The organism is Mesorhizobium sp. A556 (assembly GCF_054489545.1).
Genome location: NZ_JBTMXA010000011.1, coordinates 59,754 through 73,702 on the forward strand (window position 1 = coordinate 59,754; position 13,949 = coordinate 73,702).

16 protein-coding genes, 1 tRNA gene and 2 pseudogenes are annotated in these 13,949 nt (G+C 58.4%); 10 read left to right on the top strand and 9 right to left on the bottom strand.

Features of this window, described 5'->3' with window-relative positions:
• Positions 1–154: 154 nt before the first annotated feature.
• Together ACX3P0_RS19405 and ACX3P0_RS19410 are read right to left on the bottom strand one after the other, a co-directional pair.
• On the bottom strand, positions 155–409 hold the full coding sequence (locus tag ACX3P0_RS19405) for a hypothetical protein (RefSeq protein WP_459091051.1): 255 nt from the start codon (positions 407–409) through the stop codon (positions 155–157).
• A gap of 214 nt (positions 410–623) precedes the next feature.
• The gene (locus ACX3P0_RS19410) at positions 624–899 is read right to left on the bottom strand and encodes a helix-turn-helix domain-containing protein (protein WP_459091052.1); all 276 of its coding nucleotides are present in this window, start codon (positions 897–899) and stop codon (positions 624–626) included.
• A gap of 107 nt (positions 900–1,006) precedes the next feature.
• Here ACX3P0_RS19410 and ACX3P0_RS19415 point away from each other — a divergent pair, with 107 nt between their 5' ends.
• The gene (locus ACX3P0_RS19415) at positions 1,007–1,339 is read left to right on the top strand and encodes a hypothetical protein (RefSeq protein ID WP_459091054.1); all 333 of its coding nucleotides are present in this window, start codon (positions 1,007–1,009) and stop codon (positions 1,337–1,339) included.
• A gap of 152 nt (positions 1,340–1,491) precedes the next feature.
• Here ACX3P0_RS19415 and ACX3P0_RS19420 read toward each other — a convergent pair whose 3' ends face one another.
• Positions 1,492–3,690, bottom strand: a complete 2,199-nt coding sequence (locus tag ACX3P0_RS19420) for a hypothetical protein (RefSeq protein ID WP_459091056.1) — start codon at positions 3,688–3,690, stop codon at positions 1,492–1,494.
• A 173-nt stretch (positions 3,691–3,863) separates the two neighbouring features.
• Here ACX3P0_RS19420 and ACX3P0_RS19425 point away from each other — a divergent pair, with 173 nt between their 5' ends.
• The gene (locus ACX3P0_RS19425; protein WP_459091058.1) at positions 3,864–4,400 is read left to right on the top strand and encodes a hypothetical protein; all 537 of its coding nucleotides are present in this window, start codon (positions 3,864–3,866) and stop codon (positions 4,398–4,400) included.
• On the opposite strand, the gene ACX3P0_RS19430 is transcribed toward ACX3P0_RS19425, so the two are convergent.
• On the bottom strand, positions 4,348–5,418 hold the full coding sequence (locus ACX3P0_RS19430) for a S49 family peptidase (protein ID WP_459091060.1): 1,071 nt from the start codon (positions 5,416–5,418) through the stop codon (positions 4,348–4,350). The two genes, ACX3P0_RS19425 and ACX3P0_RS19430, sit on opposite strands and share 53 nt — an antisense overlap.
• A 771-nt stretch (positions 5,419–6,189) precedes the next feature.
• On the opposite strand from ACX3P0_RS19430, the gene ACX3P0_RS19435 reads away from it, so the two are divergent.
• From ACX3P0_RS19435 to ACX3P0_RS19445, 3 genes are all read left to right on the top strand, one after another.
• Positions 6,190–7,584, top strand: a complete 1,395-nt coding sequence (locus ACX3P0_RS19435; RefSeq protein ID WP_459091062.1) for a helicase HerA-like domain-containing protein — start codon at positions 6,190–6,192, stop codon at positions 7,582–7,584.
• A gap of 299 nt (positions 7,585–7,883) precedes the next feature.
• A complete protein-coding gene (locus tag ACX3P0_RS19440) occupies positions 7,884–8,360 on the top strand; it encodes a Panacea domain-containing protein (RefSeq protein ID WP_459091064.1) in 477 nt (158 codons plus the stop codon).
• On the top strand, positions 8,344–8,766 hold the full coding sequence (locus ACX3P0_RS19445; RefSeq protein ID WP_459091066.1) for a hypothetical protein: 423 nt from the start codon (positions 8,344–8,346) through the stop codon (positions 8,764–8,766). Before ACX3P0_RS19440 ends, ACX3P0_RS19445 begins: the two co-directional genes overlap by 17 nt.
• A gap of 217 nt (positions 8,767–8,983) precedes the next feature.
• Here ACX3P0_RS19445 and ACX3P0_RS19450 read toward each other — a convergent pair whose 3' ends face one another.
• Complete coding sequence (locus tag ACX3P0_RS19450; protein WP_459091068.1) at positions 8,984–9,979, bottom strand: hypothetical protein; 996 nt, start codon at positions 9,977–9,979, stop codon at positions 8,984–8,986.
• Between the two features lie 162 nt (positions 9,980–10,141).
• On the opposite strand from ACX3P0_RS19450, the gene ACX3P0_RS19455 reads away from it, so the two are divergent.
• The 3 genes from ACX3P0_RS19455 (at position 10,142) to ACX3P0_RS19465 (ending at position 11,497) form a co-directional block, all read left to right on the top strand.
• Positions 10,142–10,354 (top strand): hypothetical protein, encoded by a 213-nt coding sequence (locus ACX3P0_RS19455; protein WP_459091070.1) that lies wholly within the window; start codon positions 10,142–10,144, stop codon positions 10,352–10,354.
• A gap of 607 nt (positions 10,355–10,961) precedes the next feature.
• Positions 10,962–11,174, top strand: coding sequence for a hypothetical protein (locus ACX3P0_RS19460; RefSeq protein WP_459091072.1), 213 nt, complete (start codon positions 10,962–10,964; stop codon positions 11,172–11,174).
• A 56-nt stretch (positions 11,175–11,230) separates the two neighbouring features.
• Positions 11,231–11,497 (top strand): DUF982 domain-containing protein, encoded by a 267-nt coding sequence (locus ACX3P0_RS19465; RefSeq protein WP_459091074.1) that lies wholly within the window; start codon positions 11,231–11,233, stop codon positions 11,495–11,497.
• Here ACX3P0_RS19465 and ACX3P0_RS19470 read toward each other — a convergent pair whose 3' ends face one another.
• Both ACX3P0_RS19470 and ACX3P0_RS19475 read right to left on the bottom strand, forming a co-directional pair.
• Positions 11,498–11,806 carry a hypothetical protein gene (locus ACX3P0_RS19470; protein ID WP_459091076.1) on the bottom strand — a complete coding sequence of 103 codons (309 nt, stop codon included), beginning with the start codon at positions 11,804–11,806 and terminating at the stop codon, positions 11,498–11,500.
• A 129-nt stretch (positions 11,807–11,935) separates the two neighbouring features.
• A pseudogene (locus tag ACX3P0_RS19475) lies at positions 11,936–12,609 on the bottom strand (SOS response-associated peptidase).
• A gap of 83 nt (positions 12,610–12,692) precedes the next feature.
• Between ACX3P0_RS19475 and ACX3P0_RS19480 the strand changes: the two are divergent.
• Entirely contained in the window at positions 12,693–13,007 is a 315-nt protein-coding gene (locus ACX3P0_RS19480; protein ID WP_459091078.1) for a hypothetical protein, read from the top strand.
• 2 nt (positions 13,008–13,009) lie between these two features.
• A complete protein-coding gene (locus ACX3P0_RS19485; protein ID WP_459091080.1) occupies positions 13,010–13,294 on the top strand; it encodes a hypothetical protein in 285 nt (94 codons plus the stop codon).
• Position 13,295: 1 nt separating this feature from the next.
• Here ACX3P0_RS19485 and ACX3P0_RS19490 read toward each other — a convergent pair.
• Both ACX3P0_RS19490 and ACX3P0_RS19495 read right to left on the bottom strand, forming a co-directional pair.
• Positions 13,296–13,369, bottom strand: a tRNA-Gln gene (locus ACX3P0_RS19490).
• Between the two features lie 34 nt (positions 13,370–13,403).
• Positions 13,404–13,659, bottom strand: a pseudogene (locus ACX3P0_RS19495) (hypothetical protein).
• Positions 13,660–13,949: the final 290 nt, after the last annotated feature.

Sequence of the window (13,949 nt, forward strand, 5' to 3'; positions counted from 1 at the left end):
TGCCGAGCAAACGACCGGTCCACCGCATCGGCGCGGAGAACAGAACCGCCTCTCACGGTGGCACGGCGATAACTCCACGGGTCAATGGCGCCAGCGGCTACATGTCCGCCTAAGATAGCTCCCACATCGACTTGGGATGCCCAAGAGTAGCCGCTCAATCCCAGGGATTTACGTCTTCGATAATGCCAACTTTTTCAGACCGGTGCGGAATAGCTCGAAAAGCCTCCTCGATTTCCGAGACGTCCCACACCAACCGGCTGGCGATCACGCGAGCGTCGGGCATTTTACCGGCGTGGACAAGCTGGTCGAAAAGGGAAGCGCTAATTCCAATAAAAGCTGCAGCCTGTTCGCGGTTGATGCCAATGGGTGGCAAGGAATCTGGAAGCGGCGCTCGGCGAGGTTTAGGCATCGTGTCGGTTGTTCTCCTGTCGAAGGCGCGTAAGGCGTGCCTTTGCGCGATCCATGGTGGATTTCTCCTCCTGCATCATCGCAATCTCATCTTCAAACCGCTTGTACAGCGGCAGATAGAGGTGAGCGTCTTTCCCGCCACGATCAATCGCAATCGACAGCCGATCGAGATATTGCTCTACCTTTCGGCGTCGATTGGAAGCTCTCGCTTCGAACTAGCCGTCATTCGAAGCGTCCAGATCCTCCGGTCGCTTGCCCTCTTCAGACGAACGCTTAGCCATTCGCACGCCAGCACCGCCCCCGTTTTCCGGAATGAACTCGACGCCGGCCGCTTCGAGGGTGCGCTGCAAGTTTTCAACAGTCCGCTCCCTTAAAGCGTCACCTCGTTCGAAACGAGCAATCGTATCCGGTGAAACCTTCGCCAAATGCGCTAGATCGCGCACTCCAAGCGCAAGTGCCGTACGAGCCATCTTGCATTGAATAGGAAACATTTCAGAACTCGGTTACGATTTGAGTTGACATAATCAAGGCCAGATATATCGTATCACCGTTACGATTTATAGAAAAGCCACCAAGGTATCAAAACCGGAGAAACACTATGAATTATCCAGTCCAGTCCGATGAGACCAACATCCCAGGCACCACGATGATAGACGGTGCGTTGAGCGCCATGAGCCTGCACGATCTAATTGCGGCCGCCAAGCATCTCGAAAAAACAGCGATATTGGTGGCCGATGCCTCAGCTCTAACGGATTGTGCATCCGACCTGCTCAGCAAATTTGAAAATGCAATTTGTGCGTACCGCCCGCACAATATGGCCGAAACCGCGATGAAAGCTCGGTTTGTGCTGGAATCCCAGGTAGACGATGAAGGCGATTTACTCCCGATCTTCCTGCAATCATTGATCGACGCCGCCGAGGGCTCCGCATAGCTGGCGCTGAGTTCGGAATGGCGCGCCAAGCGCGCGCCCTTCTGTTTCCAGATCCGGCACGTTTTCGGACAAAAGCGGGACTTGTACTGGACAGATGCCGGACAAATCAAAGGGGCTTTCCAAGATAGGAGAGCCCCTTCTTCATTCACCGGTCAGGGTACGACCCCGTAATCCGAGTAGGTTCGCCGCATCTGCGCGTCCAAATTATCTTGGGCCCCGACCACAGCCCTGCCAGCTTTGCCAGCGGCTGAGCCAATCTGCAAAAACGTGTCTCGGATTCGCCTGGCGGCTGCTTCCAACTGCTGGACCTGACTCATGTCGACCGTAGGCGTGGCGTGGATAGAAAGCGCATCCTTGATTTCGCCGCCCGCGCGCATTGCCTCGCTCGTGGCGCCGCTAGTGTCGAGTGTCAGCGTCCCGTCCGAATTGCGAGGCATAGGCGCGCTGGGCTCACCCGGCGCTGGCGCGGCTCCGACGCCGACCCGGTGCATACCGCCTTCGAACTGGATGCCGCCATAGAGACGACGATAATTGTCGCGATCCTGGTCGGCTCCCTGAGAATAGTATTTCGGCGGGGGAGCCTTGCTGTCCTTGGCGTTGGAAGCCGATGTGTCCCGTATAACCTTGGCGGCACCTGCTGCGGCTGCTAAGGCGGTCCATACCCACGGGTTGGCGATCAGTGCCCCGAGGCCGCCCTTCTTGGCTGCCCCGCCGGGGATGCCTGCCCCGCCCAGAGAGATTGCCGCGGCCTCCAGCGAGACAGCGGCCGCGTTGAGGTTCGTGCCCGCGGTGATAAGCCCCCAGATGCCGGTCGTGATCTTCCAAGCACCAAAACCGGCGGCTGCCGCGCCAAGCCCCGCAGCCCCCATAACCTTTGGATCTCCTGCGCGGATTTTATCCTTAAACGCATTGATCGTGTCCGCGAAGGAGTTCAGCCCGGCGGAGATCGTGCTCATGGGGAGGACGGCGGCGGAGAGGTTCCGTAGCGAGGCCAGCAAGGATTCCTGTGCTGCGAAGGGATCGTTCTGCCTCGCCTCTTCGGCCGGCTTCGTGCCGGCTGCGTTCTTGTACAGAGCCACGTTCTTGTCGATCTGCACCTGGGCTTGTATCCAGCCCGTGATGGCGGCGGCCGCTTTGGAGTTCGACATCAACTTCTTGACGGCCTCCGACAGCGCGGCCGTGTTGCCCGTGTCCGTCCCGTTCTTTTCCAGTTGTGGCTTCAGGACCTTCAGCGCCCACTCATAAGGATTGGCCGCGAAGAGATCGCGCTCGATCAAGCTGTTGTTTTCATCGCGGAGGCCAGCCGCCTTCTGGCGCTTTACATACTGCCCCTGCACGCCGCCCGAGCTTGGCGTCACGAAGTTTTGGTAGGCGCCGGAAAGGGCGTCGCCCAGCGCGCTAAAGCCCATGTCCTGCCCGAGTGCCGGGAGCACACTCGTCAGAAAATCGTCATTCAACGCATACTTGGACACCTTGGCGCGGCGCGCAAAACCAAGGATCTCGCCAATGTCGACGTCCTTGCCTTCAACCTGCTTGGCCTTGGTCCACCCCTCGAGTATCGCCTCGATGTTTCCAACGCCGCCGTCCGGACCTTCGTTGATATTGAGGTTGTCCATCGCCTTGATAAAGCTGTTCAGGTTTTCGCCGGCCTTCTCCACATCGACCGCGGAGACATCCATCACAAACGATTTGACCAGCGGCTCCATCAGAGCACGGGCGCGATCCCCGTTGCCGCCCATCATGGCCCATGCGGTCTTGTTCAACTCGAGGATGTCGCTCTCGTCGACCGAACCATACTTGGTGCTGAGGCGGCTGGCCTCCCCAGACATCTTCTCCACTTCCTCGGGGGGGATGTTGGCGAGTTGCATCCGGTACTTGGTTCGAGTCTGGTCGGACGCTGCCTTGAAGGCAGCCCGACCGCCGATGCCGATCCCGTAGCCGAGCGTTCCCACCCCCGCGGCATAGCCAATAGGCCGCAAGACGCGAGACATTATCCGCGCATGCTCTCTTGCCCGATTTTCGGTACTCTTCATATCGGCGCGGATGCCTGCGAAATGGCCGAGCGTGGAATTCTTCCAGTTTGATACTTCGGACTTGCGCAGGGCGGACGCGAGGCTGCGCGTGCTCATATCGCGTTGCAGACTATTCCACGACCGACGCACCTGATCGAATTCCTTCGAACTCAGCGCCATCTTTTCAGCCTGGCGCTGGAAATTTGCGCCCCATGGCGCGGTGCCGAGTCGCTTGGCCGCGGTCTCTATGGAGCGCAGCGTGCCCTCAACCTTCTTTCCCTCACCAAGGCCTTTTGCCTCAACGAGGAGCCGCATCCGGCCGATAAGGGTCTGTGCCATGTTGACCTCCAATCCAGATTAGTCTCGCTGAAAGCCTAGCAGAAAAACTCACACAAATCATGCCGAAGATGTTACAAAAACTCATAGCAATGGAGGGCCCTATGGCGCGTGTACGATCGGCCGAAATGAAACCCAGAGATCGACGTGCAGCGCGCGCCGCGCGCCGCCAAGTGATGGAAGCTGCAGCCGAGCGCAGGCCTGTCGAAGCACCGCCAATTGCCCCGGAAATCGATGACGTCGCACCAGACAACACCATCCGCTATCGCGAGTATCATGACTCACCCACGAAGAAGCCGCTCGCCCCAGGCAAGCGCCATCATACCGAACGGTTCCGCATCTCTCAGACCAGGATCGACAGATGGACGAGCGCCAAGGCGGCCTACATCGGCTACCTGACGGGGCGCGGCTACACGTCCGTCGATATCGCAAAAATAATGAACGACGGAACGTCAAAAGAAACCGTGCGCGGGCAGTGGCGCCGGTGGGGTTTGCCTCGGGCCGAAATCGATGGCACGCGCTGCACGATCGTTCCTGTCCCGCTTTTCACGGGAACCCGCAAACGGCTCTCGAAATGCGCTGCAAAGGTCGGCTGCGCGCCCGACGAATTTCTCCGGCGTATCATTGTCTCCGTCGTTGAGGACGACCTGTATGTCGCCGTCACTGATGGCCGTTTCGATCCGAAGCCGGCCAAGACCAAGACTGCGACTTGATCCCGCCGTTTGCGCCGGCAACGGCCTTGGCCCAACTGCCGCTTCTCGCCGGCTTGAACGCAAATGTCGGCAGTTGGGGGATGGACGCCGCGCCGGCAGCCGGGGGTTGCTTCAATTCCGCAATGGCCCGAGCTCGAGCCGGATCGAGGTGCCAGCCCTGATCGCCGGTGATATGTGCCACCGAGCCGCGTGCTGACTTTCCGTTTCTCCCTTGGGCCGATAGCGCCCGCAATGTGGCTTCGAACTGACCAACCACGTCGGCCATCTTCCGTTTCACAGCATTTGCGCCGACCTCAATGCCACCTTGACCGAAGTCCGACAGGACCGTTGCCTTGCTGACACCGCGATACCTGGACACCGCCGAAACGAACACATCGCCCAGGTCGTCGACGAGCTTTTGCATACGCGCTTTGCCCTCGTCGGCGCCGTGATCCGGCCGCTTGCCTGGTGATTGCGATGACACGAATTCAACGCGCGTGATGCCGGCCCGCTCATCGGCTTTGCTTCGATCGGTCATGCCCAACACCACGCCGATCGAGCCGAGCATAGCGCTGTCACTGACGACAATGCGGCCGGTTGCCGACGCTATCCAATACGCGGCGCTCGCAGCCATCCCGCTAACATACGCCGTGATGGGCTTACGCCCGCGCGCTGCATAGATTGCTGCGGCCAATTCATCACAGCCTGCAACCTCGCCGCCAGGACTGTCGATGTTGAGCAGAATGGCATCGATGGCTTTGTCGTCCAGGGCAGCCTGAAGATCGCGCCGGAGAATATCGTACGACGTCGCCCCGGAAATCTGCACGAAGAGGTTGGCACGTTTGAACATTGGCCCGGCGATGTGCAGGATTGCGACATTGTCTCGGACGAGCAGGCGTTCGCCGCGATCGGCCCGGGTCGCTCGATAAGCCTCCAGGGCCTTTGGATCGTGATCGCGGGCGGCGATCTCGAGCAATTGCTCGACGTTTTCGGCAAGCATCGCCCAAGGGGCGGACATCGCCATGTCATAAGCTCGCATCGGTGCTCTCCTTCTTGAATGCATAGAATCGCATGAAAAAGCCCGAAATGCACTACCGGCTTGCACGATAAATCGACGAGATTGCTTCATGACGCACGATTCGTGCGAAAACCGCCTAGAAGGCAGAGGAACGCCTCTATAGGACATAAGGTCGGCCCGTATTTGCGAGCGGCGCTCCGCGGCGTATACGTGTGCCCGTACGGTCCCTTGCAGCGCTTTCCTGGGGGCGGGAGAGGCCAGGCTCGGCAGGCAGCACTACGCATCACGCGCTCGTCATTCCGTGCCACCAGCAGGCCGAGCTAAATGCTGCCCCTACGCCAGCGCCAGGTTTTATGCGGCTCGGCATGCGCACGCGCGCGGGTCGCATGTAGGCACGCGTGAGGGGGCGCAACATCGGGTGCGCGGCACGCGCGTGCCGAGCGCGTGTCTCGGCTTTGGGCGCGACAAGCAAGCGGCGGCCGACACTTGTGACGTGCTTCTCCTGTCGCCGCTAGGCGGCAACGGGAAGCGGCCCTTCTGGAAGCCATTGGAGGGTCAAGAGCGCGCGTGCAAACCAGCGACCGCTTATGTGTCGCGCAGGCACAATCCGTTGATGCCTCGGCTTGCGAAAAGTCCATAAACCGTTGTTTTAATTATGATTTCGTTCGTTTCAAGTTGCGAAGAATTGCCTAGTATGCAACACTCACAATGCGAAACGTCCCCGACAAGAGCGCCATTTCCAAGCGGGTTTGCCCATACTGCCCAGCACCACTAGAAGGAGGAAACATCGTTATGAATTCGATCCAGATCGGTTTCACCTCTGCCGGAAAACCTCTGTTACTCCAATTGCGGGCTGTAACGCGCCACGGCCTCATCACCGGCTCGACAGGCGGAGGCAAAACCACGACGATGCAAACCATCATCGAAGGCCTGTCGGCCGCCGGCGTGCCGGTCTTCGCCGCAGACGTCAAGGGCGACCTGGCGGGCGTCTCCACGGCCTCGCCTGTGGCCTTCTGGGATATCTTCGGCCAACGCGGGCTGCCGGTGCGCACGAGCGTGCAGGAGATGGGTGCGGGGTTGCTGTCGCGCATGCTCGGCCTCAACCCGACGCAGGAAGGCGCGATGGAGATCGCATTCCGCAAGGCCGCGGACGAACAGAGCTACATGCTCACGCTGGACGATCTGCGCTGGTCGCTGAATGAGATGGCCGAGGAGAGGGAGGATGTTTCGAAGCGCTACGGCAACGTCACGGCATCCTCGATCGCTGCCATCCAGCGCAATCTCCTGGCTCTGGAATCGCAGGGCGGCGATCGCCTGTTCGGCGAGCCGCCGTTCGACATCATGGACCTCATGGCGGTGGATGGGGGCGGTAGGGGCGTCGTCAATCTCCTGCATGCTGATCAACTGATGGAAGCGCCGAAGCTCTACGCAACGTTCCTGCTGTGGCTGCTGACGGAGCTATTCCGAAAACTGCCCGAGGCAGGTGACCTGCCAAAGCCCAAGCTGGTGTTTTTCTTCGATGAGGCGCACCTGCTGTTTCGGGATGCGCCGAAACCTCTCGTCGACAAGATCGAACGCCTGGTGCGCCTGGTGCGCTCCAAAGGCGTCGGTGTGTTCTTTGTCACCCAATCGCCCACCGACGTGCCGTCGGCCGTACTCGAGCAGCTTGGCACCCGCATCTTGCACGCCATGCGCGCCCATACCGCGGAATCGCTGCGCAAGATCAAGGCGGCGGCCGATACCATCCGACCCCGCAAGGGCTTCAAGACGAAAGAGGAATTGCCTACGCTCAAAATCGGGGAGGCGCTGGTGTCCGTAATTGGGGAGGACAGCGTGCCTTCCGAGGTCCAGAAGGTGAAAGTGGCGCTGCCGAAGGGCCAATTAGGCCCGGTGTCCGACCTCGAGCGCCAGGTCGTGATCGAAGGATCGGCGCTGTTCAAGAAGTACGGGACGCCCTTGGAGGGAGGCATCGCCAGTTGGACGTTCGCACGTCGCATGAAGTTAGAGCGCGGGATCGAGCCAAGCTCTACCCCCTACGTCGAAACCACGCCGGGTTTCTCGCTGAAATACGTCCCGACGATCGATATCAGCAAGGAACGGCGGCGAAGCATGTTCTGGCAGTTGGCATCAATTGCCATGTGGGGCGGGGTCACTTGGGCCGCTCTGGCGGCCGATGGGTGGATTTGAACGCCAATGCTTTGCTGATCGACGGCGGCAAGTAGCTGCCCTGAGGCTGATCCTCGGCATCCTCGACACCGTCATGTTCGGGGAGAGCGTGGCGAAGATTATGGGGTGGGTGCGGGGGTAATCTGGAACCTTAGCTGCGCTCAAACGCTTTGGTTACGAGTGTCGCGGTAATGTTTCACGAAGGTGTCATCTTTGCCGCACTGCACAATTAACACGCATTGTGCGACTAGCACATTCGGCATAGGGTTCGATTCGAAGCTCGCGGAGGCTTCTTCGGTCTAGCCGGAGATGGAGCAACAATGACCACGTACTCAGTCGACCAGATTGCGTCCTATCTGCTGTCCCTGTCGGGAGCGGAGGACAATGACGTGTCCAATTTGAAGCTCCAGAAGCTCTGCTATTACGCTCAGGGGCTGATTACCGCGATGAGAGGTGGAGAGCCGCTTTTCCGCGAGGAGATCGCCGCTTGGGATCACGGCCCTGTCGTCAATGGGCTCTATCACAAATATAAGGCCAACGGTTCGCATCCTATACCCGTCGTCACTGATTTTGACGCAGAGCAGATCGATCCGAGCGACCGCAAGGCCCTCGACGACATCTACGAATACTACGGCCAGTATTCGCCGTGGCGGCTCCGGAATATGACCCACGAGGAAAAGCCATGGCTTGACGCCTATCGCGGCAATAAGCGCATCCCCATCGAGGCGATGATTGATTTTTTCGCGCCTCAGATAGATGAGGATTACGTGAGCGCCGTCTATGGGAAAACCAACTAAACAGAGGGGAAAGAAAGCTCCCTTCCTCAAGGCCGCCGCTCCCGCGGCACCCCAAAACCCCGACTTGCTACCGCCAGCTTTCTCTTTTGAGAAAATGCAGGACGGTTCGGGAAACTCTTTCAACTGCTGCCTGGACGACGATCGCCTCTCGCTGGCGAAACGAATTTTCATGTTAAGTCGAGAGCCGTGGCGAAAGATCCGCGGCACGTCAAACAAAGGGATGGGCAGCGAGGAAATTCCGCGTAGGCAGATCAAGCGCGCCGTCCCTCCATCCGTGACGGAGGATGTCGATTTCTTTCATTCGCTGCACTATTCGGGGCGCAAGCGGTTTATCGGCTATAAGGTTGGTCAGATATTTTATGTTCTGTGGGTCGACCACAACTTCAAAGTTTACAACCACGAATAACGCTTTGGCCGCAACCGGCTCCCACCATCTTTCCAACGCCAGCAATATGCTCGCCGCGTGTCCTGATGGATGGGCGGGCTTTTGCGATTTATAAGTCTGAAATGGGTGGTTAGCTGACATTTCGGTACCGAGCTGCATACGTCGGGTTTGCGCCAAGAACGGACGTTGAGGCCTTTCTCGAGTTGCGGCAGACCAACGGCCCTTCGTGGGCACTTCACTAAGCATCTGTCTCGCCTAAGCTGCCGATAAAGATTGACGTTTCGGTATGTTGCTTCGTGGAGAGCACTGCGGGGAGGCGTTCGATAATCAACTCGGTGTGCGTGTAGCCGGCCGAGCGTGTGCCGTTCTTGATGTTCGGGTAGTTCTTAAACAGCTTCTCGTTGTACTCAGGCTTAAACAGGTTGATGAGTAGCGCCTCAACCTCGTTGGTTAGCTCCGGCGCCCCTAAGGCAAGAAGCGGCGCCTGATATTTCTCGAAACTGTTGTTATCGTCTTCAAAGTCAAACTCATGAAGGATGGGTTTTGCATCCTTAGGGAGCACTGCCTCCCAGTTGAAACACGCGGATGCGTCGTTCATGCCCACGACGGATAGCATTAGGATCGAAATCTCGAAAGGCGGCCGCGTGGTCAGCGAGCTTAGCGGTGCCTCCAACGTGAGGATCTTTTGCATCTTCTCATGGCCAGTAAGGCGGTCCCAGACCTTCTGGGCGAACGCCTGACCGATGTAGTGTACGTGGAATTTTAGGTAGGGAGCGATGTCGCCCTCGATCGAAACTTTAAGACCGTTCGCCAAAACCTCGTACAGCAGCTTCTGTGGAGTTTCCCAGACGATCAAGGTGTCATCGAGCTTTCTCAGGCGAAACGCAGCTACCTCCCTGTAGGGCGCGATCTTGCTGGCCGGCTCTCGGAAGTATTGCACTTCGAGGCTAACCTCCGTCCCCGGCTCCACGTCGTAAGCCGACAGGTCGACTTGGCACTTCAATGGGGGATTGACGCCGTCCCAGATATCGAAAGTTAGTTCTCCGTCTCCTGGAGCGAGGTTGTCGAAAAATGTGAGCGGTCGCTGGAGAATGAAATAGACGGTGGCCGCCTTCATTCTTTCCCGAACGATCTCCTCTTGCTTCAGGAACTCGTATTCGTAAGCAGAAACAATCGGGTAGGCCGTCGTCGCGATAATCTCGAGAAGCTTGATGCCCTGCTCTTTTTCGTTCACAATCATACCTTCACATTGCATACCGTGATCTCAGTCACAGGCAGGTAATTACTCTGTCCGAGAGCCATGCGCACACCGGCGCTGAAACAGCCGCTACTTCAACACCATTAACTTTCCGAGCGCCAATTTCCTAGGTGACACCCTCAAGCCCAGGCACACTTGATGCTCTCCGCCACTCGCCCGCGCAGCTCCCGTGAAGATCGCTTCTTTGTTGGACTTCAGGAGGAGAACCCAGTGCGCGTGCCGCCAATGGCCGATCTGATGCCGTTCCCGGGCCGCAGCGGCAGGATATTTTGCCAAGTGGCTGCTTTGAGGGCCAAAAGCAGCCATCGGCCAAAGCAGTTCGTCTTTGACCGAAATGAGGTCGAAAGCTGACGCCCGCCGTCTCTCGTGAGCCAGGCGCTTTCGTTCGCGGGTCTAGGCGGCTTTCGGCTTCCGACCACGCTTGGCAGGAACCGCTCCGGCTGAGCTTCCTTCTTGTGGCCGAGCCCAATCTTCTTGGCCATCGCTGAGCGGGTCGCCGCATAATTCGGCGCCACCAGCGAGGTGGCGGGTTTTGTGCTTTTGATGGAACCACACGCTTGGGCCGTCATTTCAGTATAATCGTGTGGACGCACGCGGAAGAGGATGTTCGTCCTCTTACTCCAGAGAGCCCGCCACTCGTCCCCTCAGGTGGCGGGCTTTTTGCATTCGCTTGGTTTTTAGTGGGACGACCCCATATGAAACATCATAGGCTGCACGCCGGCAGGGAACGCTCGCCGAGATACGATGTAGGGTTTCCCCAGCAGTAGCCGCATTTGCCTTGATTGATGGTGCGCCGACCACGAATGTACCGGCGGCGGACAAGTCTCAAGACCGAAGGGAAGCGGGCATCACGGCCCGCTTTTTTCTTGCGCTATTTCAGCGGATACCACCGCCCGCGTGTCCTGATGGATGCGCGGGCTTTTTTGTGCTTTTAATATCGCGCAGGGAGGATGGCCGCATGCCCATGGAACGCAAGATGCAGGAGGCGGGAGCTTTCTTCGAGCCTTCCGAGGTTGCGCTACTTCAGCGAGTGTTCAATCAAGTAACCGTACCGGGCGAGACAAACGATCAGAGAGAAAATCGTGCTTCTCGCATCATCGCCAATTATATGGCCGGCATCACAACCGAAGATGAGATGGTCTCACTGTCTCGGCAACCGCTCGGCCGATAGGCGGAACAAATCACCCTGCAAGCCGTTCGACTCGCCATAGTTGTGGAGTCGAGTACATGCGTGATGAGGACTTCGACCTTCCAGTGACAATTTCGACGGAGCAAACCGGCCGATTATTGACCGTGACACGGACGGCGCAAGCCGCTGATTTTCTGCTGAACCGATGGCCGGAAACTGAACGCGGCGTCGAATACCGTTCTGCGCTTCAGGCGATGATGGACGTCATGGAGCAGCGCAAGGCTGTCAGTGCGGCCAGAAAGGCCTTCGTGGCGGCAGCGAGAAAGGCCAAGGTATTTGTGCGAGAGGGCAGGCAGTTCGGCTGATCACGGTACCGGATCGTCAGCCGGATCGGGGTCCATCGCATAAGCCTTGCGCTGATTCGGGATTACGCGCGCAATCGCGTCCAGCGCTTCCGGGATGGTCCAGCCCGCATTGCTTGCTGCGTCGACCAATTCGGTGATGGCGATATCCATCGCTTCCTCACAATCGAAAGCGCGGTTCGGATAATTGCCAGGCTGCTGAGGGCGCTTAATCTTTTCCATTTCGCCACAATGCGCAGCCGGGAATTTGGTTGCGCTATAGAAACGGTTCGCCGTCTGCGCGATGTGCAAAGCAGAACCAATGTGTATCATGCCTCGGCCTACCAAATCCCCAACCGCCCGCACTTTCGCAGCCAAGGTGTTCGCACTTGTGATTGAGGATCTTGGTTTCCTCGCGCGGCGCTGGCGTCATGCCTTCGGCGAGGCGTAGCGGTTCATCGCTCATAATAGCAGTAATCCTTCGGCTTCAAGCTTTGCCGGCGGCTCGACTTGCATCAGCATGTCGTCGGGCAAGGGGCGCTGAAGGTGCTTTACCTCAGCCCATGGGGCGGACAGCCATAAGCTGATCTCGTCGGCAGTCGTGAGAATTACAGGCATCGCCTTCTGGTGGATCGGTGAGACGATCCCGTTCGGCGACGTGGTCAGGAAGCCGTACAGTTCGAATTCCCGCTCACCATCACGAACCTTCTTCACGCCGCGCCATGGCGTCCAGAACCCAGCGAAGCACATCATCGGGCGGCTTTCATCGCGAGCGAACCATGCATTCGGCGTCCGACCGCCTTCGACCTTCGCGGCTGGGTTCGGCTCGGCGAAGCTGGTAAACGGCACGACGCATCGGTTTTCGGGGCCAAGCCAGCGCCGCCAGTGCGGCGACCCGACATTGCGGAGTTCGTCACGCCCGGATCATAATTCTTCACGTAGGCTGGTGGCGAGGGCATGCCCCATGTCAGCGGCGCGATCTCTCGTTGCCCATCTGTTCCGATCCTGACAACTGGTGCCAAAGTACCCGGATAGACATCACGGCTCGGCTCGTTGAAGCCCGAAAGATCGCGTAAGGCCCGCGTGAATTTGCGCAGCGCTTCGATGCTAGTCGTCACATTGTAGAGGTTGCACATAGGACGCAGACTCCAAATTTGATCGCATGAATTCCATAATCCATCTTGACCGGCAAGGAAAATGTTCCTTATTCGTTCTCATCATGCCGGAACCCTATTGGCCAAAGAAGAACGACTTCGTGCTGTCGCGCCTCAACGAGGGCGGGATCAGGCTTGTTCGGGTAACATGCAAATATTGCAAGCGGTCGCACAACTACCGGCCTGACGACCTGATCCAGATATTCGGTGACGTGGACGTGGATTCCCTCATGCACCGCATGAAGTGCGAAGGCGGCAAGGACCACGGGATGCTTGACGTGCAAGCCTTCTGGCCGACAGGACGCGAGGCCGTTGGCCTTCGTATCCGGCGGCTGGTAGCGATCCAGATGCGGCGCGTGCCTGTCTGGAGCGAGGAATAGCCGTGGCCAAGGAATGGACGCTGAAATCACTCATCGACGCCGGTGTGGCCGTCCAAGCTTATTGCCACGCCTCATCATGCCATCACAACCAGAAGCTCAATCTTGAACTACTGATGGATCACTTCGGACCAGATTTCCCAGCCATGGCAACCGATCTGGAGCCTAAGCTCAGATGCTCGAAGTGTGGGGGCAAGAAAATCGGGCTGATCTTCACCCCGGATCGCGACAGCATTGGCGGCTTTAGGCTGGTCGAGAAAAACCTGTATCAGAAGGCGAAAGGCGGTTAGCTGGTTCCCTCCCGTGGATTCGAACCACGATTCACGGCGTCAAAGGCCGATGTCCTACCGTTAGACGAAGAGGGATCAGTTTGTCGTTTATAGCGGATTTCCGATAAACTCACTCCATATCCGGCACCTCTCCCAACACGAACAGCGTCTTCGGCGGCCCATACTCCCCAATATCCGGGTTGGCCTCACGGCTCCAGGCAATCACCCCGACGTGCTTGTCAGCCGACGATCGGGCGGTTCTGATCTTCCGTCTGCTGATCGGCGGGGCCGAACGCGGGGAACAACTCCCCATCCTCGCCACGGTCGAACGCGACGACGACTATCAGCTTCGGGTGTTTGGTCTGGGGCAGGACGTGATCGGACATGGAGGGAGCATCTGCAAAGCTGGAGTGGTTCTTGATGGAACGCGGCTTGAGGATCACCACTGGAGAGGGGCAGATGATGGGGAGGAGGACGGGCTAACCTTCGGCTTGAGCGTGTCCAGAGCCGCAAGCTGCTTGTCCGCCCGCTCGATCAGGCACCCGATACCAATTGCCATGACTCCCATACCGAACAGTACCGCGCCAAGGATTTCTTGAATGGCGGTTGGTGCCCATATGAACGTTAAGACGCCGCCCAAAACCTGAAGCGAGCCCAATGCCCTGACGATCCGTTG

Coding starts and splice junctions, on each gene's coding strand:
- ACX3P0_RS19405 (WP_459091051.1), bottom strand. CDS start 409: ATGCCTAAACCTCGCCGAGCGCCGCTTCCAGATTCCTTGCCACCCATT.
- ACX3P0_RS19410 (WP_459091052.1), bottom strand. CDS start 899: ATGTTTCCTATTCAATGCAAGATGGCTCGTACGGCACTTGCGCTTGGA.
- ACX3P0_RS19415 (WP_459091054.1), top strand. CDS start 1,007: ATGAATTATCCAGTCCAGTCCGATGAGACCAACATCCCAGGCACCACG.
- ACX3P0_RS19420 (WP_459091056.1), bottom strand. CDS start 3,690: ATGGCACAGACCCTTATCGGCCGGATGCGGCTCCTCGTTGAGGCAAAA.
- ACX3P0_RS19425 (WP_459091058.1), top strand. CDS start 3,864: ATGGAAGCTGCAGCCGAGCGCAGGCCTGTCGAAGCACCGCCAATTGCC.
- ACX3P0_RS19430 (WP_459091060.1), bottom strand. CDS start 5,418: ATGCGAGCTTATGACATGGCGATGTCCGCCCCTTGGGCGATGCTTGCC.
- ACX3P0_RS19435 (WP_459091062.1), top strand. CDS start 6,190: ATGAATTCGATCCAGATCGGTTTCACCTCTGCCGGAAAACCTCTGTTA.
- ACX3P0_RS19440 (WP_459091064.1), top strand. CDS start 7,884: ATGACCACGTACTCAGTCGACCAGATTGCGTCCTATCTGCTGTCCCTG.
- ACX3P0_RS19445 (WP_459091066.1), top strand. CDS start 8,344: ATGGGAAAACCAACTAAACAGAGGGGAAAGAAAGCTCCCTTCCTCAAG.
- ACX3P0_RS19455 (WP_459091070.1), top strand. CDS start 10,142: ATGCTCTCCGCCACTCGCCCGCGCAGCTCCCGTGAAGATCGCTTCTTT.
- ACX3P0_RS19460 (WP_459091072.1), top strand. CDS start 10,962: ATGCCCATGGAACGCAAGATGCAGGAGGCGGGAGCTTTCTTCGAGCCT.
- ACX3P0_RS19465 (WP_459091074.1), top strand. CDS start 11,231: ATGCGTGATGAGGACTTCGACCTTCCAGTGACAATTTCGACGGAGCAA.
- ACX3P0_RS19470 (WP_459091076.1), bottom strand. CDS start 11,806: ATGATACACATTGGTTCTGCTTTGCACATCGCGCAGACGGCGAACCGT.
- ACX3P0_RS19480 (WP_459091078.1), top strand. CDS start 12,693: ATGCCGGAACCCTATTGGCCAAAGAAGAACGACTTCGTGCTGTCGCGC.